General features: G+C 59.2%; 18 protein-coding genes. 10 read left to right on the forward strand and 8 right to left on the reverse strand.

Going from position 1 to position 23,498, the window contains the following annotated elements; genetic code table 11:
- Window position 1: 1 nt before the first annotated feature.
- The gene (locus GRX64_RS18860; RefSeq protein WP_207308839.1) at window positions 2-1,039 is read left to right on the forward strand and encodes a 2Fe-2S iron-sulfur cluster-binding protein; all 1,038 of its coding nucleotides are present in this window, start codon (window positions 2-4) and stop codon (window positions 1,037-1,039) included.
- A 34-nt stretch (window positions 1,040-1,073) separates the two neighbouring features.
- Here GRX64_RS18860 and GRX64_RS18865 read toward each other — a convergent pair whose 3' ends face one another.
- The 6 genes from GRX64_RS18865 to GRX64_RS18890 form a co-directional block, all read right to left on the reverse strand.
- The gene (locus GRX64_RS18865; RefSeq protein WP_166269624.1) at window positions 1,074-2,312 is read right to left on the reverse strand and encodes a heme biosynthesis HemY N-terminal domain-containing protein; all 1,239 of its coding nucleotides are present in this window, start codon (window positions 2,310-2,312) and stop codon (window positions 1,074-1,076) included.
- Window positions 2,309-3,412, reverse strand: coding sequence for a uroporphyrinogen-III C-methyltransferase (locus GRX64_RS18870; RefSeq protein ID WP_235937752.1), 1,104 nt, complete (start codon window positions 3,410-3,412; stop codon window positions 2,309-2,311). The genes GRX64_RS18865 and GRX64_RS18870 overlap by 4 nt, the downstream gene beginning before the upstream one ends.
- An 8-nt stretch (window positions 3,413-3,420) precedes the next feature.
- Entirely contained in the window at window positions 3,421-4,239 is an 819-nt protein-coding gene (locus tag GRX64_RS18875) for a uroporphyrinogen-III synthase (protein ID WP_166269626.1), read from the reverse strand.
- Window positions 4,220-5,161, reverse strand: coding sequence for a hydroxymethylbilane synthase (gene hemC / locus GRX64_RS18880; RefSeq protein ID WP_166269628.1), 942 nt, complete (start codon window positions 5,159-5,161; stop codon window positions 4,220-4,222). Before hemC ends, GRX64_RS18875 begins: the two co-directional genes overlap by 20 nt.
- Window positions 5,162-5,420: 259 nt before the next feature.
- The gene (locus GRX64_RS18885) at window positions 5,421-6,176 is read right to left on the reverse strand and encodes a LytR/AlgR family response regulator transcription factor (protein ID WP_166269630.1); all 756 of its coding nucleotides are present in this window, start codon (window positions 6,174-6,176) and stop codon (window positions 5,421-5,423) included.
- Entirely contained in the window at window positions 6,173-7,270 is a 1,098-nt protein-coding gene (locus tag GRX64_RS18890) for a sensor histidine kinase (RefSeq protein ID WP_166269632.1), read from the reverse strand. The genes GRX64_RS18885 and GRX64_RS18890 overlap by 4 nt, the downstream gene beginning before the upstream one ends.
- 139 nt (window positions 7,271-7,409) lie before the next feature.
- Here GRX64_RS18890 and argH point away from each other — a divergent pair, with 139 nt between their 5' ends.
- Complete coding sequence (gene argH / locus GRX64_RS18895; protein WP_166269634.1) at window positions 7,410-8,801, forward strand: argininosuccinate lyase; 1,392 nt, start codon at window positions 7,410-7,412, stop codon at window positions 8,799-8,801.
- On the opposite strand, the gene GRX64_RS18900 is transcribed toward argH, so the two are convergent.
- Window positions 8,764-11,262 (reverse strand): EAL domain-containing protein, encoded by a 2,499-nt coding sequence (locus GRX64_RS18900; protein WP_166269636.1) that lies wholly within the window; start codon window positions 11,260-11,262, stop codon window positions 8,764-8,766. The genes argH and GRX64_RS18900 overlap by 38 nt on opposite strands.
- A gap of 88 nt (window positions 11,263-11,350) precedes the next feature.
- On the opposite strand from GRX64_RS18900, the gene GRX64_RS18905 reads away from it, so the two are divergent.
- The 7 genes from GRX64_RS18905 (at window position 11,351) to GRX64_RS18935 (ending at window position 20,330) form a co-directional block, all read left to right on the forward strand.
- Window positions 11,351-14,227 carry a class I adenylate cyclase gene (locus GRX64_RS18905; RefSeq protein WP_235937753.1) on the forward strand — a complete coding sequence of 959 codons (2,877 nt, stop codon included), beginning with the start codon at window positions 11,351-11,353 and terminating at the stop codon, window positions 14,225-14,227.
- Between the two features lie 63 nt (window positions 14,228-14,290).
- Window positions 14,291-14,485: an LPS translocon maturation chaperone LptM gene (gene lptM / locus GRX64_RS18910; RefSeq protein ID WP_166269640.1), complete on the forward strand. Its 195-nt coding sequence runs from the start codon at window positions 14,291-14,293 to the stop codon at window positions 14,483-14,485.
- 94 nt (window positions 14,486-14,579) lie between these two features.
- Window positions 14,580-15,830, forward strand: coding sequence for a diaminopimelate decarboxylase (lysA, locus tag GRX64_RS18915; protein ID WP_166269642.1), 1,251 nt, complete (start codon window positions 14,580-14,582; stop codon window positions 15,828-15,830).
- The gene (gene dapF, locus GRX64_RS18920; RefSeq protein WP_427901675.1) at window positions 15,827-16,759 is read left to right on the forward strand and encodes a diaminopimelate epimerase; all 933 of its coding nucleotides are present in this window, start codon (window positions 15,827-15,829) and stop codon (window positions 16,757-16,759) included. Before lysA ends, dapF begins: the two co-directional genes overlap by 4 nt.
- Before the next feature lie 60 nt (window positions 16,760-16,819).
- Window positions 16,820-17,566 (forward strand): DUF484 family protein, encoded by a 747-nt coding sequence (locus GRX64_RS18925; protein ID WP_166269644.1) that lies wholly within the window; start codon window positions 16,820-16,822, stop codon window positions 17,564-17,566.
- A 2-nt stretch (window positions 17,567-17,568) separates the two neighbouring features.
- Complete coding sequence (gene xerC / locus GRX64_RS18930; protein ID WP_207308840.1) at window positions 17,569-18,543, forward strand: tyrosine recombinase XerC; 975 nt, start codon at window positions 17,569-17,571, stop codon at window positions 18,541-18,543.
- An 86-nt stretch (window positions 18,544-18,629) separates the two neighbouring features.
- Window positions 18,630-20,330, forward strand: coding sequence for a diguanylate cyclase (locus GRX64_RS18935; protein ID WP_345790100.1), 1,701 nt, complete (start codon window positions 18,630-18,632; stop codon window positions 20,328-20,330).
- On the opposite strand, the gene GRX64_RS18940 is transcribed toward GRX64_RS18935, so the two are convergent.
- A complete protein-coding gene (locus GRX64_RS18940; RefSeq protein ID WP_166269647.1) occupies window positions 20,324-20,557 on the reverse strand; it encodes a DUF2789 domain-containing protein in 234 nt (77 codons plus the stop codon). The genes GRX64_RS18935 and GRX64_RS18940 overlap by 7 nt on opposite strands.
- Window positions 20,558-20,663: 106 nt before the next feature.
- On the opposite strand from GRX64_RS18940, the gene GRX64_RS18945 reads away from it, so the two are divergent.
- The gene (locus GRX64_RS18945; RefSeq protein WP_166269649.1) at window positions 20,664-23,468 is read left to right on the forward strand and encodes a transporter substrate-binding domain-containing protein; all 2,805 of its coding nucleotides are present in this window, start codon (window positions 20,664-20,666) and stop codon (window positions 23,466-23,468) included.
- The last annotated feature ends 30 nt before the right edge of the window (window positions 23,469-23,498 follow it).

The raw sequence follows: 23,498 nt of genomic DNA on the forward strand, positions 1-23,498 counted from the left end.
TATGAACGAGCGCGATCCGGTTCCCGAGCCAGGCAAGGCTGCCGGGGCGCTGCACCGGGTTTACTTGCAGCCCTCAAAGCTGTCCTTTCTGGCATCCGAGGCAGACGATTTGCTAGCGGCGGCGACCCAAGCCGGCATTGCGGTGCCTTTTGCCTGCCGCAACGGGGTCTGTGAGTTGTGTGAAGCCAGGCTCATCGACGGCACCGCTCTGAATACCCGAAACCAACAGACACTATCGCCCGCTACGCGCCTGATGCTTTGCCGCACACAGGCGCGCAGCTCACTCGAACTGGAGATTGAGGCCGTTATGGCAGCAGGACAAACGACACCCCGTGAATTTCAGGCCAATGTGGTAGGGGTGCACTCTATCAGCCACGATGTTTACCGGGTTGAACTGCAGTTGCCGCGTCGCCGCGAGCTGGAATTCCATGCCGGGCAATATCTGTCGGTTGTTCTGCCTGACGCCGAGCCCTGTTACTTTTCCATTGCCAGCAGCCCGCTGGATCAGCACCTGGAACTGCACATCCAGGCGTCACCGGACTGGGTGTCCGCACAGCGGGTAGTGGACGCCCTCAAATCGGGTCAGGCCGTTACTCTGCAGTTACCGCATGGCCACGCCTGCCTGGCCGCCGCGCCGGAAAAACCGTTGGTGATGGTCGCTGCCGGCACCGGATTTGCTCAGATGAAAAGCATGGTGGATTACCTTCGCACCACGAACTCCGAACAGCCGGTCAGTCTGTTCTGGGGTGTGCGTCGTCTTGAGGATATGTACTTGCGATCCCTGGCCCAACAGTGGCATGAGACCTGGCCGCCGTTTACTTTCATTCCGGTGGTCGGCGACGACGAGGATAATGACTGGAGCGGTCACCATGACCAGTTGGTAGGGTCCGTGCTGGCCACTCGCAGCGACTGGTCGGACGTTCAGGTCATGGCGAGTGGTTCGCCCACCATGGTGTACACCTTGATGGATGCCCTGGTCGAAGCTGGTTTGCCGGCCGGGGCGTTCTTGTCTGACGTGCTGGAATACGCGCCACGGTGACGCAGGCGTAGCCCTGCCCATGACAAGCCTGATCTCAGGCTTTCGGCATGGGCAGGTCCGGCAGTCCACTGTCCTTCACGAGTCCTTGCATCAACAACTTCATGCTGGTTTCGTCTTCGCCCATGTGCGCGTTCAGGCGGCTCAGCTCAGCCATGGTTTCCCGGCTTCGGCGTAACCGCAGACTGGTGTCGAAATACTCCCGGGCCTTGCCCCACAGCTCGTTTCGTAGGCTGAGACGCCCCAGCGCCAGCAACAGTTCGGCGTTATTGGGACGGTTTTGTAGCCAGCGCTCGGCCGTCAAGAGCTGTTCATCCGGTTTGCTGCCTTGCAGGCGTCCGTACAAGTTGATTAGCTCGTCGCTCCAGTGGTTCCGCAATACCTTACGCAACAGCGTTTCAGCTTGTGCTTCATCCCCCAGCGAGGCCAGCAGGCGCGCGTATTCGCGAATGGTGTGTTCATCGCGCCGCATTACGCCGGGAAGCTCGTCCCACAGTTTGGTTAACGGTTCGAGCGAATCATTGCCCGAAGCCGATTGACGCCGGCAGTCCTCGGCGGCCCGCTGCAGCAGGTTGAGCCAGGTGGTGCGCTCAAGCTGGTCGAGTTCATTTTTATCAATCAGGTCGCGTTTGCGCAGTTCCGGCAGCAGCCGGGACAGTTCCCGCCAATCTTCCAACCGAAAATACGCATTCTTGAGCAGTTTCAGCACAAATGGATGGTGCGGCGTGCGCTTGCGTAAGCGAATCAGGGTTGCCAGCGCTTGCTCCAGCCGGTTACCTGCCAGCTGTAGTTGCGCCTGGGTGATGCCCACCGCCATATCCGAACCCGGTGTACTATCGAAGGCTTTCCGCAACAGCTCGTCCACGGCCTCGTGGTCACCGGATTCGAAGGCTGCCTGGGCCGCGGCCAGATAGTTGATCAGGGGGGTGTCAGCGTGACTGGCGGACGCCTCCAGCAGTTTTCGTGCTCGGGGCCAATTGCCCTCGGCCAACGCCAGTAGACCCTGGGTTGTCCGGCGTCTCGCACGGCGCTCATTGCCGCGGGCAAGCCAGCCGGTCATCATGCCGGCGCTGCGGGAGAAACGCCGGATCAGGTTGGCCGTTAATAACAAACCGCCAACCAGTAGAAGCAGCGCGCACAACCCGACCCAGAAGTTTGTTTCAAGCAGATAATGGCCCAGGCTGATGCGAATGTAACCCAGATCGTATTGCAAACCCAGGCTCAGTCCGGCGCCAATCAGCAGGGCAATCAGCAGAATCAGTAACAGCCGAATCATAGCGTGTCGCCTCCGCTGTCCTTGCGGGTGTCGCTGTCTGGTCTGGAGGTGCGACCGGCAATGCGCGCCTTTAGCAACACCAGTGACTGACTGATATCGGGTAATGCGGGATCAATGCTTTTGCCCTGTAATTCGTCCAGTGACGCCTGCAGTGCCCGAATGCGTTCATCGCTGGTGTCGTACCAGGTTGTCAGTGCATTGGTGGCTTTCGCCAGTGCGCGGTCATACAGGGTTTGATTACCTCTCAGTACGGCCAACTCAGCCTCTTCGAGCATAAGTTGCATGTTCAGCCGCGCATAGGCACTTTGCTCCGGCGACATCAGTGCCTTCACAGGTGTATCCAGGCGGCGAACCACCACCACCTGACCGAGAGTTTCTTTCGTTTGGCGCCACGCTCGCAGAAAAACATTATCGGTGCTGTCAGATGCCGCGTCGTCACTGGCGCCGGCGATCGTCAGGGCCTCTTTTTCGATCAGTGCGCTGTCCGTCAGTTGGTGAATACTGCCGATGGCCGCTTCCAGCTGTAAATACAGGCCCGTGCGATCAACATCGGCAATCCCGCGGAGCGCCAGAATGTCTTTTGCTACTTGTTCCCGCACGGGGTAGACACCGATGTCATCCGTTTCGGCGAGGACCTGGTCGGCGGATTTCAGGGCCGCCAGGGCGCCCCGGAAGTCTTTTTCAATCAGCATGCGCTGATTCGCCACGCGCAGCAGATACTCGGCTTCGGCCAACAGCCAGTCGGTACGGGTGCGGTTACCCGCTTCGAGCAGTTCGCGCGCAGTGTGATCAATCTGACGCTGCTGGGTTGCCAGCTTCTCCCGCAGATCGGCAAGCATCGCTTCCAGTGCCTGAATACGCTGTGCCTGCTGGCCACCGGTTTGGCTGTAAGTGTCCTCAAGGCGCTCCGCGGTCTTCTCAACGTAGCCGATTGCCTGCGCCAGTGATTTTTGGTCTTGCCATTGCTGCCAGCCCCAAAGCGCCAATAGCACCGTGGCAACCAGCGCCAGGGAGGCCATCAGCCAAAGCGGCCAGAGACGGGGTCGGGCAGGTTTTGGTTTATTTACAGTGGCAGGCAGTTGAACATTTGATTCAGTCACAGGCGTCCTTACTGGGCTGTTGTTGAGTCTGCAGTGTCATGGCTGGGCGAAGCCAGATGATCGGCAATACAGGTCACAATCGCATCATCGTGCAAGCTGTCTGGCAGGCACACCCGGTTGAAGCCAGCGTGTCGAGCCTGATCAGCGACTCGCTCGGCTGGCACCACCAGCAGGCATTGTTCCAGATTATGGTTGGTATTCTTACTCAGTGCGATGAGATTGTTCAATGTTTCCATGGACAAGGTGATGATGGCGTCCGGGTTGAAGCGCACCAGCGCGTCGTCGATGTCAGTCTGGGTATAGTCTGGTCGCCGCCGCTGGTACAGCGCCAATTCAGAGACCTGGGCACCCCGGTGCTCCAGCGTAGTACGGATTAAATCGCGCCCCTGTTCCCCTTTGGCCAGCAATACTTTGTCTCCGGATGGTGTGGCCAGGGTCGGTAACGCCAGCAACTGTTCGCTGGTAAAACCCTGGTCGGGTTGGTGGGGGCTCAGGCCCGCGTGGGTAAAAACCGCTGCAGTGGCGGCGCCTACCCCATACCAGTGTAGCTGGATTGGCAGTTGTGGCCACCAGGTGTCGGCCCGCGCCAGCAACTGCTCAGCGGCAAAGGGGCTGACTGCGATGATGTGCTGGAACAGGTCCAGATGTTGTACCAGTGTGCGCTGGCTTGGGGTTTCAGCGGTAATTGCCCGCTCAATCATGGGGAATGTTTTAACCACGGCCCCGGCGTGCCGAAGGCTGGCCGCCAGTCTGTTGGCTTCGGGCTGCGGTCGGCAGACCAGGATGCGCCGGTTGTGCAGCGGTAACTTACTTGGGCGTGTGGCCATAAATTTCCGCCAGTACCCGGTCGGCGCCCAAAGCCAGTAGATCCTCCGCGAGCTCGCGACCGAGGCGTTCGCCCTCGGATCGCGGCGCGCGACCCTCCACCCGAAAAATTTCGGTGCCGTCGACGGCGCCGACCAGGCCGCGAAGCCAGATCGTGTCGTTGTCTTCGAGCAATGCGTAAGCAGCGATGGGTACCTGGCAGCCGCCTTCGAGGCGACGGTTCAAGGCGCGCTCGGCCTTGACCCGGTCGGACGAATCCGTGTGGTCCAGTGGCGCCAGCAGGTCGATCAGCTCTTGATCATCCAGGCGGCATTCAATGCCCAGGGCACCCTGACCCACCGCCGGCAGTGAAATGGTGTCCGGCATGGAATAGCGTATGCGCGCATCAAAACCGAGGCGTTTGAGGCCGGAGCTGGCCAGCACAATGGCGTCGTAATCGCCGGCATCCAGTTTGGCCAGCCGGGTATTGACGTTGCCTCGCAGCGTGCGGATCTCGAGGTCCGGGCGGTAAGCTCGCAATTGCGACTCCCGGCGCAGGCTGGCGGTGCCTACGATCGCGCCCTGAGGCAGGGCGTCGACGGAGTCGAACTGGTTGCTGACAAAGGCGTCCGTCGGGTCCTCGCGTTTACATATGGCAACCAGGCCGAGGCCTTCGGGAAAGTGCATGGGCACATCTTTCATTGAGTGCACAGCGAGGTCGGCGCGGCCGTCCATCATGGCTTCTTCCAGTTCCTTGACGAACAGACCCTTACCGCCAATTTTGGCCAGCGGCACGTCGAGAATCTTGTCGCCCTGGGTCTTGATACCGATCAACTCAACCGTGATGTGGCTGTGAAGGCGTTCCAGCTCGGCCTTGATGAATTCCGCCTGCCACAAGGCCAGGGCGCTGTTCCGAGTTGCGATACGAAGTGTGCGTTGAGACATAGTAGTGAACATGGCCAAGGTTGAAAATGAATGTCTAAGGAGCCTCTGAATAAGTCTATGGACGATTCTGCAGGTCTTGAGGGCTTGACTGGCAGGGCACATACCTGCCGGGAATCGCCACGCCCTGGCCGAGTTTCGCAATGCCGAGCCAGGAGGCCCGCAAGGCTTGCCCGAAGGGGCGGTCCCTGACAGCCAGAATTGCCAACAGACTTATTTAGAGGTTCTCTAAGCCTACCTTGTGACGGGGCAAATGTCCCGCCTATCCCGGCTGATGCTCGTTCAGCCATTGCCGGACGGCGGCAGAGTGGCGGCGGCTGACAGCCAGTTGGCGGGCGACGTTTTTAAGTACGATGTGGTAGTGGCCTTCACTTGAGCGCACGAGGGACTGGATAAACCGGGCACCGACCAGGGTGTGCCGGTGAATGCGGAGGAGGTCCTGGGCGTAGCGGCTTTCCAATTCCTTAAGGGTGAAGTCCGTGACGGTCTCGCCACCGGCATGGTGAAGCGTGACGCACTTTTGATCGGCTTCACAGTAGTGAATGCTATTCAGCTCAATCAGCTCGGTGCCGCGATGGGTTTTAACTGCCAACTGGTCACTGCCGGTTTTTGCGCGGCTGCCAAGGGCGCGCAATTGAACTCGATTCACCCGGCCGGCACGAGCCAGCGCCTCGCCTAATGCTTCCCGTCGTACCGGTTTGAGCAGATACGCGATGGCCTGTACTTCAAAGGCAGTAATGGCGTAATGATCGTAGGCGGTGCAAAAAATAATCGCCGGCGGACTGCTCAGGGTGTTCAGTTTCTCAGCGACTTCGAGGCCGTCCATGCCGGGCATGCGGATATCCAGCAAGACGATATCGGGCTCGTGTTCGGCGATCGCGCTCAGAGTCTTGTCACCGTCTCCGGCCTCGCCGCAGACCCGATAGTTCGGCAGCGCTTCCACCAGCCGACGAATGCGCTCCCGTGCCAGGGGTTCGTCGTCGGCAATCAGTACGGTCTGGTGTGTGGGCTCAATCATGGGATCGGTTCCGGGGGGGTCGGTTGGGCGTGGCCCACGTTCTGCCAGGGCAGTCTCAGAGTCACGGTATAGGTGTCATCCTGTTGGCTGTGTTTGAGCACGGCAGGTTCGCCAAACAATGCTCGCAATCGGGCCTGGATATTGTCCAGTGCCATTCGGTTGCCCACGTGGTTGTGTTGGCCGGTCGCCGGCCTCGGGTTTTGCACCATTAAATAGACATAGTCGCCTTTGCGATAACCTTCAATGCGGATTTTGCCCCCCTCGGGCCGTGGTTGAATGCCGTGATAGATGGCGTTCTCAACCAGGGGTTGAATGGTCAGGGGCGGTATCGCCTGGAGATCCAGATTGCCTTCCATGGCCCACTCAACGGATAACCGGTCGCCCAGACGCAGCCCCTCAATCATCAGGTAGCGCCGACACAGCGCCAGTTCTTCGCCCAGCGGAATCAGCCGGTCCTGGGTTCGTAGGCTGGCTCGAAACAGCTCCGATAAATCCAGCACCGCTTCTTCCGCCTGCTCAGGTCGAGTCACAATGAGGCTGGCGATGGTGTTCATGCTGTTGAATAGAAAATGTGGGTGAATGCGCGCCTGCAGTGCCGTCAGGCGGGCCTGCATCTCCGCTTGGCGTTGTTGTTGCCATTGGTGTTGAAGGTAAAAATAACGCAACACCATTAAAGTGATGATCATCGCCAACAGCAAGTTCTTACCAACGGCTTGCCAGCCGTTGGGGGAATAGCCCGGGTGCAGGACCTGGTCCGCGAACAGGCTGAAGACCAGCACGTCCAGTACCACCAGCAGCGTGATGGTGGCGGTGACGCCCCCGATGCTGAACCGTTGCAGCCAGCGTCGGATCAGGCATATCAGGGCGGCACTGGTGAGGACGGTCCACTGCACAAACAATGACAGCAAGCCAAAATAGTTCCAGTCGATCCACTGTCGTTCAGCGTGAATCACCGATAGCAACAGCACCATCAGCTCGCTGATGATGAGCAGCATGAACACGGCCCGGACCCGACATAGGTCGGGTACAAAAAAATCCTCCGATACCGCTTGGTCGGGCTTAACGGACCGTTTTTTCACACTACGTATCGGCATGCTTCGGTGCACCTACGGTTAACGGCATGTAAAGACTCAGGGGGTGGGGGTGAGAGTCTCTCAGACAGTGTTATAATCCCCGTCCCATTTCATTCAGGCCCGCCAGATAATGCCGGGCTGTCAGCAGGAAAGATAGACCATGACTGATCAGAACAAGACCTCCGAAAAGCCCTGGGGCGGTCGGTTCAGCGAACCGACGGATGCATTTGTGGAACGGTTCACAGCGTCGGTCGGGTTTGATCAGCGCCTTTACCACCACGACATCATCGGTTCTATTGCGCACGCCACCATGCTGGCGGAGGTGGGTGTGCTGACAGAGTCGGAGAAGGATCAGATTCTGGAAGGTCTTGCGGCCGTCAAGGCCGATATTGAAGCGGGGTCGTTCGAGTGGTCGGTCAGTCTTGAAGATGTGCACATGAATATTGAGGCCCGGTTGACCGACCGGATCGGAATTACCGGTAAAAAGCTTCACACCGGTCGCAGCCGCAATGACCAGGTGGCCACCGATATCCGTCTCTACCTGCGGGACGAAATTGACGTCATTGCCGACGAGTTGGCGCGACTGCAATCCGGGCTGCTGGATCTGGCCGAGCGCGAGGCCGATACCATCATGCCGGGCTTTACACATTTGCAAACCGCCCAGCCAGTGACCTTTGGCCACCACTTGCTGGCCTGGTATGAGATGTTGGTGCGGGATGGCGAACGGTTGCAGGACTGCCGTAAGCGGGTCAATGTCATGCCGCTGGGTGCGGCCGCCCTGGCGGGCACCACATATCCAATTGACCGTGCCATGACGGCCCGTTTGCTGGGCTTCGATCGGGCCTCTGAAAACTCGCTGGATTCGGTCAGCGATCGGGATTTCGCCATTGAATTTTGCAGCTTCGCGGCCCTGTTGATGACGCATCTGTCCCGCTTCAGCGAAGAACTGGTGTTGTGGGCTTCGGCCCAGTTTGATTTTATCGATTTGCCGGACCGGTTCTGCACCGGGTCGTCCATCATGCCGCAGAAGAAAAATCCGGATGTGCCAGAGCTGGTGCGTGGCAAGACCGGCCGAGTGAATGGCCATCTGATCAGCCTGCTGACGCTGATGAAGGGTCAGCCACTGGCGTATAACAAGGATAATCAGGAGGACAAAGAGCCGCTGTTCGACACCGTCGATACCGTGAAGGGTTGTCTGAAAGCCTATGCGGATATGGTGCCGGCCATTCATGCCAAAGCCGACAACATGAGAGTGGCGGCCAAGCGGGGTTTCTCCACCGCAACGGATCTGGCCGATTACCTGGTTAAAAAAGGGGTGGCCTTCCGCGACGCCCATGAAATTGTTGGCAAGGCGGTGGCTTTTGGTGTGGCCGAATCCCGCGACTTGTCGGATATGACGTTGGCCGAGCTGGCGGGATTCTCCGATGTGATTGGTGAGGACGTGTTCGACGTGCTGACCCTGGAAGGTTCCGTGCAGGCCCGTAATCATCTCGGCGGTACCGCACCCGAGCAAGTCAGGGCCGCCGTGGCCCGTGCCCGTCAGTTCGCCTGACAGGTGGCGCCGCGTACTCGCCACCTATGCGGCCAGTGCGCAGTTCAACGGCTGCCGGTGTCAGATCGGCCAGTGGCTTCGGCCGTGACAGCCGGAAGCCTTGGCCGTAGTGGAGGCCCAGGCTCCGGACTTTGCGTAAGGCATCGTCGTTTTCGATAAACGTGGCCACGGTTGTCTTGCCCGCGGCCTCCGCAATCTTGTGCAATGCCTCCACCATCACTTGCTGGACCGGATCATCGTGAAGGTGAGTCATCAGGCTCTGGTCCAGTTTGATGATGTCGACGGGCAGGCGAGCTGCCAGAGTGTAGCTCTGGACTGACGCCCCGGCGCCGTCCAGGGCAACCCGGCAGCCTATCTGGTGCAGGGCGTCACACAATACCGCCACTTCATCCGGGTATTGGGTGGCGTCCGATTCCCGGATCTCCAGACAAAAACAGTCAGGCGCAAACGGCGAGTCCTTAAGCGCTGTCTGCATAAAATCGGTAAAGGTGTCGTCCAGCACGCTGGCGAGTGACAGATTGAAGCCGCAGTATTTCAGACGCGGCTCCAGCAGGCTGTGCTGTGCCAGCCAAGCCAGTGTCTTGCGAATGACGGTGCGGTCAATGTCCTTAGCCAGGTCAAAGCGTTCGGCCACGGGCAGGAACTCATCCGGTAGCAGCAGCGGCAGCTTCTGGTTATCGCCGCGCAGGCGCGCCAGAATTTCGATATGGTCGCCCCAAGTCACGCTGGTCACCGGTCGCAGCGACTGGTATTCCAGGATCAAGCCGTCATTGTCGAGTGCGTGTTGCAGTTGAACCAGCCGGTCCCTGGTCTCACTTTCCTGCAGGCTGTCGGATTGGGCGTTAGCCGTGTGTAAGCGGCTGCGGCCAGCGCTTTTCGCTGTGTGGCAGACGTCCGCCGCCTGGCTCAGTAAGACATCCGGGTTGTCGGGTATCTGGTCGCCGAGCAGCAGCAAACCGGCGCTGGCGGTGGTTTGCAGGCTATGGGACTGCCAGTCAAAGGCAAATGTGGCGATTTGGTCGAGCAGGGTTTGCGCGACTTTTCGCGCCTCGTGTTCGTTGCAATTCTCGATCAGCAACGCGAACGTGTCGCCCGACAGGCGAGCCAGAGCGTCCCGCTGTCGGACCTTCATTCCGAGCGCACCTGCCAGCTCCCGCAGATATCGGTCGCAGGCGCTGCTGCCGGCCTGTTCATTGAACCGGGCAAAATAGTCCAGATCGAGGTAAAGCAGGCCGTGGCAGTTTTTGGCGCTGCGTCGATTGTTGAGCAGTCGCGCCAGCTGGCGGGAAAATTCCCGTCGATTGAGCAGCCCGGTGACAGGGTCGTGTCGATTCAGGTAATTGCGCTGGCCATCGGCTCGGATCCGGTGGCTGATGTCCCGTGCCACCTGAACTGCGCCCACTACCTCGCCTTTGTGATCCAGCAGCCTCCGGAATTGGATTTCGTAAACCGGCAATTCCCGGTTTTGCTGGGCCAGAGGCATTTCGACAATGAAGCTGTCGCGTTCAAAGGCGCGAGCCCACAGGCGTTGTATCAATCGACGTTCATTGGGGTAGTCTTCCAGCGCATCACTCAGGCTATCGCCTTCAATCGGGGTCGCACTGAAGGTCTGTTCCATTTGCTGGGTGAAAGCCTGGTTGAAACAGATCAGGTTTAAATCCAGGTCCACCGCAACCACCATATCGTCAGTGGCTGCCATCACTGCCCGGAGCATCTGTCGGACATTGTCACGGTCCGTGGCCTGCTGCTGCATTTCGGTCCGATCCATCAGCGTACCGCCGAGCCGGGTCACCTGCTCGTTATGTTTCAGCGCGCGGCCGTAGAGTCGGACGCGTCGTTGATGCTGGCGTGCCGTCAACAAATCGAGATCGATGCTGAAGGCCTGGCCGGTGTGGGCGCAGCGACGAAATAGCGCCCGGAGGCGTGCCTGGGCGTTCTGGCAATAAAACAGCGCTTGCTCCGGCGTGATCTCGGCGCCGGGCTTGAGTTCCAGCAGCCGGTAGAGGCCTTCGGTCCAGCTCATCTGGTTGTCTGTGATGTCCAGTTCCCAAATACCAATCTGCCCGGACTTTTCTGCGAGCTGAAGCAGCCGGGGATCCAGTGGTCTGTTGTCCCGCAGACTGATGAAGGCACTGGCGGCCTGGTCTGAGTCCCGGGCATCAAATCGCAGCGTCACTTGGGCCGTAAAGAAAAAGCCCTCCTTATGTCTCAGGGTCAGCAACACTGCCTGCCCGGTCTCGAAGCGATGCCTGTGTCGGGGACTGAACGGGTCATCCTGGCCTGCGGCCGCAAGGTGGGTCAGCGGCTGCCCCACCAGATCATGGGTGTCAAAACCGAGAATGGTTCTGGCTTGGGTGTCCACATAAGTGATCAGTCCACCGTCATCAACCCGGACGAGAGTCCGGCGATTGTCGGGTTGGCCTGTTTCGGAGCGATAGCGGTGAATGAAGAATTCTTTCACGTTTGGGTCAGCGCCTGCTTTTATTTTTCTGCGTGTTTTGCAAGTATGCGATCATCATACTCGAAACCACCCCTTTTGCGGAGCCATCGTGACTGTTAAGGCTGCCAAGGCTGCACCGATTTCTCTCGACTTTGACGAGGGCATTGATCGCAAAACTCTCCGCCGCCTGTGTGACCGGTTTCGCCAGGTCAATCAGGCGCGCTGGCAGCGGGCCCGGTCGACGCTGGCGTATCGTCAGCAGGCCGTGTTGGATCTGTTACCGCTGATGTTTCACCTTAATCACCCGGCCCTGCCGGGCTATCTGGACAGCGACTGTCCCTACGGTCTGGCGAACTACACGCCGGGCCTCGAGGTTCTTGGTGCCGCCCAGCGACTGGCCCGGTCATTCGCCTGGCGGGACGGTGGCAAACGCAAACCGGATATTGACGCACTGTTTCTGATGGGCAGCCCGGGCACGCTCGGGCACTCCGTGGCGAGTGACCTGGATGTCTGGTTGTGCCATCGCCAGGATGTGTCTGAAATCGGCATTCAGCAACTGGAACGTAAGGCGGCGAAAATATCCCAGTGGTCAGCTTCGCTGGGTCTGGAGCTTCACGTCTTTGTGTTTTCAGCGTCGGATTGGCGCGAGGGTCGTCAGCGCGCGGAAGTGAACGGCGAAAATTGCGGCAGTGCCCAACGTTATCTATTGCTGGATGAATTCTACCGGACCAGCATTCATCTGGGTGGGTGTTACCCGCTGTGGTGGTTAATTCCAGTAGCCGATGAAGAGTGCTACGAGTCGAGGGCGAGACAGTTGATCGACTGTCGCTTTATCCGGGGCGGTGATTACATCGATTTCGGCCCGGTTCCCGACGTGCCGGAGGAGGAATTTCTCGGGGCGGGTGTCTGGCAACTGTACAAGGGCATTGATGCGCCCTGGAAATCCCTGCTGAAACTGTTGCTGATTGAGTGTTACGCCCGTGACCGCGACCACGGTTTGTTGTCGCTGGCCTTCAAGGACGCAATCTACCGGGGCGAAACCGACCCCGACCGTCTTGATCCCTACGTGTTGCTGTACCAGCGCCTCGAGCGCTGGTTGCTGGCTATGGACGCCCCGGACCGGCTGGAGTTGGTGCGACGAAGCCTGTATTTCAAGGCCGGTTTGCCCCTCAGTCGGGCCGAAACCACCGCCGATGGTTGGCGCGGCACCTTGCTTAATGATCTGGTGGCCGATTGGGGATGGTCACTGGCCACCATCAGATCACTGGATAATCGCCAGCAATGGCGTGCCGGAGACGTGCAAGCCATACGCCGGGCCATTGTGAACGAACTGACCCACAGCTACCGTCTGTTGTCACGAATGGCTCGCACCCATGCGGTCAAAGCGGCCATCAGCCCGGCTGACATGAGTTTGCTGGGTCGTAAGCTGTATGCCGCATTTCAACGCAAGGCCGGCAAGGTGGAGCTGATTAATCCGAACCTGGCACCGTCGCTGGCGGAAGAAAATCTCGCGTTTTATCATCAATCGGAGCAGACCGGTGATGCGTCCGGCAATGGCTGGTTGCTCTACCGGGACCTGGAAAATCCCTCCGATGCCTTTTGGCAGCCGGTTATCCGGCGGGCCAGCAACCTGACCGAGCTACTGGTCTGGTGTCATTGCAACGGGCTGTTGACCCGGGCCACCCGACTCAATGTCCGGGCCGGGACCAGCACGTTGAACGTGGGCGAATTGCGAGAGCTGATTGAGTCGCTGGCCGTCAATCTCCCGGTACCGATTGAACCGGCAGGTCGCGAGGACCTGCAATCCGGGGCCCGGCCATTGCGCACGCTGCTGTTTGTCAATGTTGGCACCGACCCCCAGTCGCACCTGACCGAACGAGGGTTGCACAAACTCAGCTCCCGCCACGATTCCCTCGGGTTCAGTGGAGGCCGTGAAAACCTGGTGCACGGTATTGACCAGATCACGCTGAACAGTTGGCATGAAGTCAGTCTGCATCATTACGCCGCAGGCGATACCCTGATTCAGTGCCTTAAAAACTACCTGGCGACCGTCGTCGAGGCACCGGCCGCGTTGCCCCGGTTGTCGGTGCACTGCAATAACATCGGTCATGGCGGCACCATCGCACGCCGGGTGCAGGAACTGTTTGCGGATGTGCAGGCAACGTTTTTTGCCGGGGGGGAGGGGCCGCACCCGCTGCGATACGTCATCGAAATGGACCGCCGCTTTTTTGTGTTGCAGTTTTTGGATAACCAGCCGGGGTTTATAGGTTTGGATAGCCGCTCGGCGTTGATCGAGTTTTTGCAAAAACCGCAGCAACATTATGCGCCGGTATTGTTTGATCGCTATGCGATGCTGGAGGATCCGGCCTTGCGGGCGGTGTGCCACGCCAGTCAGTCCGACAATGTACAAGTGTTTTACCAAATTACTGGCCGTCGGGCGAAGCTGTGGGTTGTCGATGAACGTGGTTCTGTATCGGTCTGGCAGCAGCCTTATACGAGCCGCCGACACATGCTGGCGCCATTGCTGCGGTTTTTCGACAACGTCATTGAGCGCCGGCAGTTGCGCAATTCGACCGGCCTCGCGGGCAATGTTGCAGACTGTGACTGTTATGAATTGGTGCGAAAGGACAGCCTGTGGCAGGCCGAACGCAGATCGGTGGCGATTGACGAAGTGCCCCTGGTTGGGCTGGAAGTGCAGGCGGTCGGTGTTCAGGAAGGCGACAGCGTGTTGAGGTTTGACATGTTCTGTGGTGATCAGGAATTCACCGTGCAGGAGTATGGCGACCAGTTGATTCCGGCGGTTGCCCATTATGTCCGGTCCCTGCGGCGCTCGGACGAACCCTATCCGATTTATCTGACCGACATCCATTTGCCCCACGATCTGGACCCTCAGGGGTATCAGCAGGACCTGCAAACTACCCAGTACCTGTACTATCGACGAGAGCTTGAGCAGTCGTTAAATCAGGAGGTCACCGGTGGTCGATGACCTCGCGTCATAGACGGCGACTCGGGTATACTTGCACCCTAATTAATGAAAGGGACGAGGTCCATGCAGGCTCGAATTACGCTCGCGATGGCGTTTCTGGCAACCAGCCTGGTAACCGGGTGCGGGCAAAAAGGCCCGCTCTATCGCGATGCCCCGCTCAGGCTGGCACCGGCCGAGTTTGAGACTGAAGTTAAGGCCAGCGTTGAAACCGAAACTGACAGAGAGACGGCTGTAACCGGCACCAGCAAGCAGGAGTAACCTTGCAAAGCGTCAGTGTCGAGCATTGTCGCGTGCCTTTGATTGCTTTTTATGCGCCTGAGCCGCCCCACCAACAACAGTGACAGGATACCGGATGGATCATTTTAATTACCGTAATGGCCAGCTTTTTGCCGAAGACGTGGCGGTTGAGGACATTGCTGCGCGTTACGGTACGCCTGCTTATGTCTATTCACGCGCCACGCTCGAGCGTCATTATCGGGCTTACGACGAGGCGCTGGCGGATCGTCCCCACCTGGTTTGTTACGCGGTCAAAGCCAACAGCAACCTGGCGGTGTTGAATGTACTGGCCCGGCTCGGCGCGGGCTTTGATATCGTTTCTGCAGGCGAACTTGAGCGGGTCTTGCGCGCCGGAGGTGACCCCTCGCGGGTGGTGTTCTCCGGGGTTGGCAAGCAACCCTGGGAAATGCGCCGGGCGCTGGAAGTGGGGGTCCGGTGTTTCAATGTGGAATCGGACACAGAGCTCGACCGGCTGAACCTCATCGCCGGTGAGTTGGGCGTCAAAGCGCCGGTGTCATTGCGGGTGAATCCGGACGTCGACGCCGGCACCCATCCCTATATTTCTACAGGCTTGAAAGAGAACAAGTTCGGTATCGACATCATTGAAGCACCGGCGGTGTATGCCCGGGCGGCCACGCTGCCCAACCTGAACATTATCGGGGTGGACTGCCACATCGGATCGCAGCTGACGACCGTGACGCCGTTTCTCGATGCCCTAGACCGGGTGTTGGCGTTGATTGATCGCCTGGCGGAGAGCGGGATTCAGATCCGCCACTTGGACATGGGCGGCGGCCTTGGGGTGACGTACGATCAGGAGCAACCCCCGCTGCCGTCAGACTATGTTACGCGGCTGAACGAGCGGCTGGGCGACCGGCCACTGGAACTGGTGTTGGAACCGGGCCGCTCAATTGCGGCCAACGCGGGCATCCTGTTGACGCGGGTGGAATTTCTCAAGTGCACCGAGCATCGCAATTTTGCAATTATTGATGCGGCCATGAATGACCTGATACGGCCCGCGCTCTATAGCGCCTGGCAGGCAATTGTGCCGGCTCGACAGCGTGACGATGTTGAAGAAAAAACCTGGGATCTGGTGGGGCCCGTCTGCGAAACCGGCGATTTCCTGGGCAAAGACCGGCCCCTCCGGCTGGCGCCGGGCGATTTGCTGGCCGTGCGCTCGGCGGGTGCCTACGGTTTTGTGATGAGTTCCAATTACAACAGCCGAAACCGGCCGCCGGAATTGATGGTGGACGGCAACGAGGTGCACGTGGTGCGACAGCGGGAAACGCTGGATGACCAATTGCGCCTCGAAGCCTGCGTGCCGGCATGAGTGATAATGCGATGAGTGATGCCCAGCGCGGTACAGGGCCAATGCTTAGCTTTACTAAAATGCATGGGCTTGGGAACGATTTTCTGGTGGTCGACGCCATCAGTCAGCCGTTTCGGTTACGTCCGGAGATGATTCGGACGCTGGCAGACCGCCACTTTGGCGTCGGGTTTGACCAGTTGCTGGTGGTGGAACCTCCGGGGTTGCCGGATGTGGATTTTCGCTACCGTATTTTTAATTCCGATGGCTCGGAAGTCGAACAGTGTGGCAACGGCGCCCGGTGCTTCGCCCGCTTTGTGCGCGATCAGCGCCTGACCAACAAGAAAGTGATTCGGGTACAAACCGCCGGTGGTGTACTGGAATTACGAACCGGGAAAGACGGTTGGGTGACGGTCAATATGGGGGTTCCTGAACTCAATCCACCGGCCATTCCATTCGCCGCCGATGGCCGTCAGGTGTCGTACCCCATTGAAGTGGAAGGTGTTTGCTATGACATGAGCGCGGTTTCCATGGGTAACCCTCACGGCGTGCTTGTGGTAGATGATGTGGAAACTGCACCGGTCGCGACCCTGGGTCCGGCGCTGGAGAAGCACGCCCGGTTTCCCGCTCGAGCAAACATCGGGTTTCTACAGATTGTCGATCGCACCCATGCCTGCTTGCGGGTGTTTGAGCGTGGTGCAGGCGAGACCATGGCGTGTGGCAGTGGTGCGTGTGCCGCAGTGGTAGCGGGTCAGCTTCGGGGCTTGCTGGACAGCCGTGTGGAGGTGGCATTGCTGGGCGGCTCGCTGGTGATTGAATGGCAGGGTGAAGGTGCCCCTGTTATGATGGAAGGCCCGACGGCGCGCGTGTTTGACGGCCAACTCCGGCTTCCGGGCGAACCCCCTGCGCGGCGGGGACGGCGGACGAATCGGTCCGGCCAGACCTCCCGATAAACAACAGGCGATTGTGCCTGTGCAGCCGGTCCTTGTGGACGGTGATGGAAGGAGAACACCATGAAAGACCAAACGGCCCATCAGAAGGCCGAGGCCCTGACCCATGAACAGGTAGCGGAGTACTTGCGGGCGAATCCGGAATTTTTTGTCGAGCAAGACGAGCTGCTTCGGAGTCTGACGTTACCGCATGACAGTGGTCGGGCAATTTCGCTGGTGGAACGTCAGGTTCACCTGTTTCGAGAACAACGTGACACCCTGCGCCACGAACTGGTTGAACTGGTGTCGATCGCCCGGCACAACGACCGACTGTTTGAGAAAAGCAAACGCCTGCTGATGCAGGTCATTGAAGCGCGTTCGCTGAACGACATGGCCGCCGCCATCGATGACAGTATCCGAGGTGATTTCGGCTTGGACGCCGCCTCCGTCATTCTGTTTACCGACAGCGGTCTGCCATCCGCTCCGGAAGGCGCGTTGCATGTGGTGCCAACCGGGGTTGCCAAAGCCCGGTTGGGCGACCTGTTGGACGGCCAGAGGGCCGTGTGTGGGCAGTTTCGGGACAGCGAGCGGGCGTTTCTGTTTCCTGGGCGGGATGAGCCCATTGCCTCCGTGGCGCTGGTCCCCTTGCGTGGCGATGAACTGATGGGGGTGTTCGCAGTTGGTAGCCTGGAGTCCGGTTATTTCGACGAGAGCATGGGGTCGCTGTTCCTGACCTATATCAGCGATACGCTCAGTCGCCTGCTGCCGCCGATGCTCCAGCGCTATACGGCCGCCACGCCGCTGGCGGACGTCGCCGCCGAGAACCGCTAAGAATGGCCCGGCCTGCCGCTGATCATCGCGCGGGCCCGCCGGCGGTCAGCGTGCCGGAATCGCTGAGCTTGCCCCTGCAGCAATTTGTTGAACATCTGGCGTCGGAGCGACGGCACGCTGCTCAAACCTGCCGTAATTACCACAGTGATATTCACCGCTTAGCGGAACATCTGGTTCAGCTTGGGATGCCGCAATGGTCCGATCTGACCATGGCCGACCTGCGCCGTTATGTGGCTGTTCTCAGCCGATCCGGCCTGGGCGGGCGCAGTGTTGCGCGGCACCTGTCGTCTATCCGCCGCTTTTACGACTTCCTGCTGCGTGAAAAAAGCGTGCGTGACAATCCCGCGCTTGATGTGCGGGCGCCCAAATCTTCGCGCCGATTGCCTGGGGTGGCCGATGTGGATCAACTTAAGCACCTGTTGGATGTCGAGCCCGATGACCCGCTTGAAATTCGGGACCACGCCATGTTCGAGTTACTGTATTCGTCCGGATTACGGTTGTCGGAGTTGATCGGCTTGAATACGGCGGCGCTGGACATGCGGTCAGGCGAGGTTCGAGTGCTGGGTAAAGGCAGTAAAGAGCGGGTGCTGCCAGTTGGAAAAAAAGCACTGATGGCAATACAGGACTGGCTCAACGTCCGTCCAAACTACGCCCCTGATGGCGAGCCGGCGTTATTCGTCAGTCAGCGCGGTGGCCGCATCAGCCCGCGGTCGGTGCAGCTTCGTTTGCAACGCTGGGGGGTGGCGAAAGGTGCAGACCAGCGCCTGCACCCACATTTACTGCGGCACTCATTTGCCAGCCATGTGCTCGAGTCCAGTGGTGACCTGAGGGCGGTTCAGGAGTTACTGGGCCATGCCGACATTGCCACCACACAGATTTATACCCATCTGGATTTCCAGCATCTGGCCAAGGTTTATGACCAGAGCCATCCCCGGGCCCGTCGTGGCAAAGGCTTCAAGCCGGAAAGCGACGCTTGATGCAGAGCCAGGGGTGCGTGCGACGGTTCGATCATTTTCACGGCGTCGGTGGTTGAATGCGACTGACGAATTATTGAGGGACACGCGTGGCGACCGATGAACATTGGAAACAAAAATACGTGAAGGAACGTGAGTCTGCGGAAGTTCGCGAGCGCGACAGGGAAACGCAAACTCATGTGCTTGAACGCCTGGTCGTGCGAACCAGTCTGGCGGCGGAAGGTCAGGAACCTGAACTTGATCGGACCCTGGCGCAGCTTCGGGATCAACTCCGCAAAGACAACGCCGACCTGAATCCGTTGCGACAAATACAGGACGCAATAGACCGGCAGTTGATCGCCCTGGATGATCGTAAAATCACCACGAACCGGCAGTTGGGGGCGACGTTGGGTGAGCTGGTTGCTGCGCTCAGAAGCCACACCCTGTTTGCGGCCGAAACCAAGGCGCTAAAACAGCTGGGTCAGGCACTGAAACGTCCTGAAACCCTTCGTGAAAATTTGCTTGGCTGGTTGGCCGAAATTACCGCATTGGAAACGCGGGTCTTGTCCGGTGCGACGGATCAGAGGCCGTCGACGGGCCTGCGGGAACGATTGTTTGGCCGCAAACCGGAGGCGTCCGCGCTGGTTGCCACTGGCGCACACGAGGGCGCCGAACCGAAGGCCATGACTGCACCGCCACTGGCGTTAGCGCCGGAGCCGGCAGTGGCGGCAGAGGAGACCGACCACAGCCTGCGGTTTGCTGGCCGGGTTGCAGAGTTGTTGGAGCAATTTCTGCAACGGGTGAAGCTGGCTCCGGCGGCCCAGGCCAGGGCGGAAGAGATACGCCGACGGTTGGCGCAGAGTGGCAACTGGGATGAACTCAGGTATTCCATGTCCGAGCTTGCAGACCTGATGGTTGCCGCAGTCAGTTATGGTCAGCAGGAGTTCGAGTCGTTTCTGACCCGTTTGGATGAGCGCCTGGCGGCCTTACACTCACACTTTTCCGCGCAGGCGGACGTCAGCGCGAATCGCCGCACTGCATCGGATCTGCTTGAGCGGAAATTATCGGACGACTTGCGCGCCCTGGGCGATGACGTTCGTGGGTCCACCGACGTGGAGCACCTGAAACAGTCGGTTGGTCGCCACATCGACTCCATCTCCAGTTCACTGGCCCAGTACCGTGACTCGGATGCCGATCGGGAAGTCCAGTTGAGGCTCCAGCTGGAAGCGATTAAAGCAAAACTGGCGGCCGCGGAAGCCCAATCCGAACACATGCAGCAAAAACTTCGTGAAGAGCGTAAACGTGCGTTGACGGATGTTTTAACCCAACTGCCCAACCGCGAAGCCTGGGGTGAGCGGCTTGAGTTCGAATACACCCGATGGCAGCGTTACGGTCATCCGACTACCCTGTGTGTGTTGGACATTGATCACTTTAAACGCGTCAACGATGCGTTCGGCCACAAGGCGGGGGATCGGGTGATTCAGTGGGTGGCAAAAACACTGCAAGAGCGACTGCGCAACACCGATTTTGCCGCCCGGTACGGGGGCGAGGAATTTGTGGTACTGCTGCCGGAAACCGAGCCCGACGTTGCCTGTCAGGTGATTGAAGGCCTGCGTCTGTATGTATCAGAGCTGCCCTTTCATTTTCAGGGCGAACCGGTGCAGGTGACCTTTTCGGCTGGCTTGTCGGCGTTTACGCCCGGTCCGGACGCCACTATCATCTTCGATCAAGCGGATAAGGCGCTGTATCGCGCGAAAGCCGCAGGCCGAAACCAGTGGGTACTGGCGCGTGACGACGCGCCGGATCAATGACGCAACTGTGCATCCAGCTCGTCAATAATTTCGGCCCAATCGGAATCGTCGGCAATGCCCTCGCGCAAGAAACGCGATTGCGACTCGCTCCAGAACGGGGCATCGATCAACTTGACGTAAGGTTCCAGCGGCGAGTGTGCGGTGATGAACTGGCGGATGTCGTCGTCACCGGCTGGCAGGCCGAGCTGCTCAAACAACGTTGTCAAAGTGTGGTTGCTGGTGTCCATTGCAAAACTCCTGAGTGGTGACACTGCCAAGCCTATCCATAATAGCGCTGAGTGACAAACTGATGCATTACCCTTATTACTGTAGCCAAATGATTCAGGATCTCCAATGATCGGCTGTCGGCGCGCCGTTCTTGTGCTGGGGACTATGTTGCTGCTGGTGTCGTCTTTACGTGCAGACCCGCAACTCCCATCGCCACTTCCAGTGCTGGGTGTCACGGATCTGGAATGGTTGGCGGACCAGGACCGGTTTACCATCGGAGTGCGACCGAGTCAGGTGCCACTCGCATTCCAAACCGCTGACGGCGCACTGGCCGGCACCTACGTGGATTATCTCAAGACTCTCAGTGCCAAGCTTGGCAAGCCCATTGACCTGGTGGCAGGTAACGATCAGGCGTTGCAGTCCCAGCTGGTTCGCGGCGAACTCAGTGCTACCCTGACCACCCGGGCGCCGGGGCAGCCTTTGGCGGAAGGCCTGGCGGCCACTGCCCCATTGATGACATTGACGTATGGGCTGTTTGTTGATGCCGGCGATGCCAGTATTCGCACCCTGGCGGATCTTGAGGGACGGCGGGTAGCGCTGATCGGCGACGACAGCCACCAGTTCCGCTTGTTGGACCCGGTGGAGTCGTTTACACCGGTGCCGGTGGATAATGTCAGTGACGCCGTGAGCATGGTCTTATCCGGACGTGCGGATGCATTTCTTGGCCCGGTTCCGGTGGTCTCGGATTACCTTCAGGCGGCGTTGATCAATGGGGTGGGCGTTGCTGCCCTGCTCAGTGGCGAGGCCGTGGAGGTGGTGCTGGCGGTGCCGGCAAACGAACCCCAGTGGCTTCGGGTGTTGGATCAGGCGGTAAAGTCCGTGAGCCATATCGAGCATCGGACCATTCGTCAGTCGTGGGCACCGTTCACCATGCCGGAAGCCGGATCGGAATTGAATGTCCAGTTGACCGGGGCGGAGCAGGATTGGCTCAAACGTCATCCAAACCTGAAAGTCGCCTTTCGACCAGACTGGCCGCCATTCGAGTTTCGCCAGAATGGCGATGTTCGCGGCCTGGTACCAGATCTGGTGGCGCGTATTGAAACCCAGCTAGGTACCGTGTTTAACAAACAAGTCATCGGTGACTGGACCAAAGCGGAATCGGCCCTGCGGAATGGCGCCATCGACATCCTGCCCGCCCTGCCGCAGACGCCGCGAAGAGAAGGCGAGTTCCTGTTCAGCCGCAGCTATCTCAGTCTGCCGATCGCGGTGGTGATCCGGGACGACGGTCGGTTTATTGGCGACCTGCGAGAACTGCGGGGCGAACGGGTCGGTGCGGTTCAGCAGCTCGCCGGCCATGAGTTCCTGCTGATCAATCATCCCGAGCTAAACCTGTACCCGGTTAATTCCATAGAAGAAGGCTTGCTGGCGCTGTCGAACGGCGATCTTGACGTCATGGTGACGCACATTCCCGGGGTCAGCTACACCGTGGCCCGGCTGGGTCTCTCAAACCTGCGAATCACCAGTATTACCCCATACCAATATGAATTGCGGCTGGCGGTGCGCCAGGGTGAGCCTGAGCTGATGCGCATCATCAACAAGGCGTTGGGTAGCCTGTCAGCCAGCGAAACCGATGCTATCTACAACCGCTGGATCAACCTCGATGTTGAACAGGAAACGGACTATACAGTGGTCAGACGGGTGGTCCTGATTGCGCTGGTGGTGGTGATGATCTTCCTCTACTGGAACCGTAAGCTGTCCCGTGAGGTGGATGAGCGTATCCGCTCTGAAAATGCCCTGCGCCGCAGCGAAGACAACTTGCGTGCGGCAAAACTGGAGGCGGAACGGTTGGCGCGCGCGGCGGAAAGTGCCAACCGGGCCAAGAGTGAGTTTCTGGCCAATATGTCTCACGAGATCCGTACTCCAATGAATGCGGTTATTGGTTACAGTGATTTGCTCAGCAATACCGTGACCGAGGCGAGACACCGGCACTATCTGGATGCGATACGCGCGGGTAGCCGCAGTTTGCTGATGCTGATCAACGACATTCTCGACCTTTCCCGGATTGAGGCCGGTAAGATGCGGCTGGAGTTCGGCCCGTTGGCGGTTCAACGATTGCTGGACGATGTTCGGCACATTTTTGATCTGCGGGCCCGGGAGCAGGGCATTGAATTGCAGGTTAGCGTGGCACCGGATATGCCGGCGGCGATGATGCTGGATGAAACCCGGCTGCGACAGGTGATGTTCAATCTGGTGGGCAACGCCATCAAATTTACCCACAAGGGCCGGGTCGAAGTCCATGCCCGGGCACAGCCGGAACACCACAGCAGCGGTTCGCCGCCGTGCTGCGAATTGATCATTACGGTGTCGGACACAGGCATTGGCATCGCCGCTGATCAGCAGGATCGTATATTCGACGCGTTTGAGCAGCAGGAGGGCCAAAGTAGCCGCAAGTATGGCGGCACAGGCCTCGGGCTGGCAATCAGCCGCAAGCTGGCACGCATGATGGGTGGCGAACTCACCGTTGAAAGTAAGCTCGGTGTCGGTTCGACATTTACGTTTCGGCTACCCGGGGTCGAGACGACCGAGCCGGTGTCCTCATCGGAGGACCGCGCTGAGGCGGGCGAGCGACCGCTGATAGAAACACTGAACATGCAGGAACGGGGTTGGTTGCGTGATCGGCTGTCGCGAGATTTTGGTGAGGAGTGGAAAACGATACGGGAAAGTGGTGATCCGGAGCAGATGCGTGATTTTGCCAACCGGCTGATTCAGTGGGGTGACCACTATCGTTCGCGGGTGGTCACTCAGTTTGGCAATAGTCTGTTGGCGGATGTGAGCGACTTTAACCTGGACGCCGTCAATCGCGCGTTGGAACGTTTTCCGCATTTGCTGGGGGAGTCGCCGGAGCAGGAAATTAACCAGGCAGGGGACTAGTGTGCGGTCACCCGGGTCCCTGGCGTGTCC

The sequence above is a fragment of the Marinobacter caseinilyticus genome (assembly GCF_011074955.1).
Lineage (GTDB): Bacteria > Pseudomonadota > Gammaproteobacteria > Pseudomonadales > Oleiphilaceae > Marinobacter > Marinobacter caseinilyticus.

Coding starts and splice junctions, on each gene's coding strand:
- GRX64_RS18860 (WP_207308839.1), top strand. CDS start 2: ATGAACGAGCGCGATCCGGTTCCCGAGCCAGGCAAGGCTGCCGGGGCG.
- GRX64_RS18865 (WP_166269624.1), bottom strand. CDS start 2,312: ATGATTCGGCTGTTACTGATTCTGCTGATTGCCCTGCTGATTGGCGCC.
- GRX64_RS18875 (WP_166269626.1), bottom strand. CDS start 4,239: ATGGCCACACGCCCAAGTAAGTTACCGCTGCACAACCGGCGCATCCTG.
- hemC (WP_166269628.1), bottom strand. CDS start 5,161: ATGTCTCAACGCACACTTCGTATCGCAACTCGGAACAGCGCCCTGGCC.
- GRX64_RS18885 (WP_166269630.1), bottom strand. CDS start 6,176: ATGATTGAGCCCACACACCAGACCGTACTGATTGCCGACGACGAACCC.
- GRX64_RS18890 (WP_166269632.1), bottom strand. CDS start 7,270: ATGCCGATACGTAGTGTGAAAAAACGGTCCGTTAAGCCCGACCAAGCG.
- argH (WP_166269634.1), top strand. CDS start 7,410: ATGACTGATCAGAACAAGACCTCCGAAAAGCCCTGGGGCGGTCGGTTC.
- lptM (WP_166269640.1), top strand. CDS start 14,291: ATGCAGGCTCGAATTACGCTCGCGATGGCGTTTCTGGCAACCAGCCTG.
- lysA (WP_166269642.1), top strand. CDS start 14,580: ATGGATCATTTTAATTACCGTAATGGCCAGCTTTTTGCCGAAGACGTG.
- dapF (WP_427901675.1), top strand. CDS start 15,827: ATGAGTGATAATGCGATGAGTGATGCCCAGCGCGGTACAGGGCCAATG.
- GRX64_RS18925 (WP_166269644.1), top strand. CDS start 16,820: ATGAAAGACCAAACGGCCCATCAGAAGGCCGAGGCCCTGACCCATGAA.
- xerC (WP_207308840.1), top strand. CDS start 17,569: ATGGCCCGGCCTGCCGCTGATCATCGCGCGGGCCCGCCGGCGGTCAGC.
- GRX64_RS18940 (WP_166269647.1), bottom strand. CDS start 20,557: ATGGACACCAGCAACCACACTTTGACAACGTTGTTTGAGCAGCTCGGC.
- GRX64_RS18945 (WP_166269649.1), top strand. CDS start 20,664: ATGATCGGCTGTCGGCGCGCCGTTCTTGTGCTGGGGACTATGTTGCTG.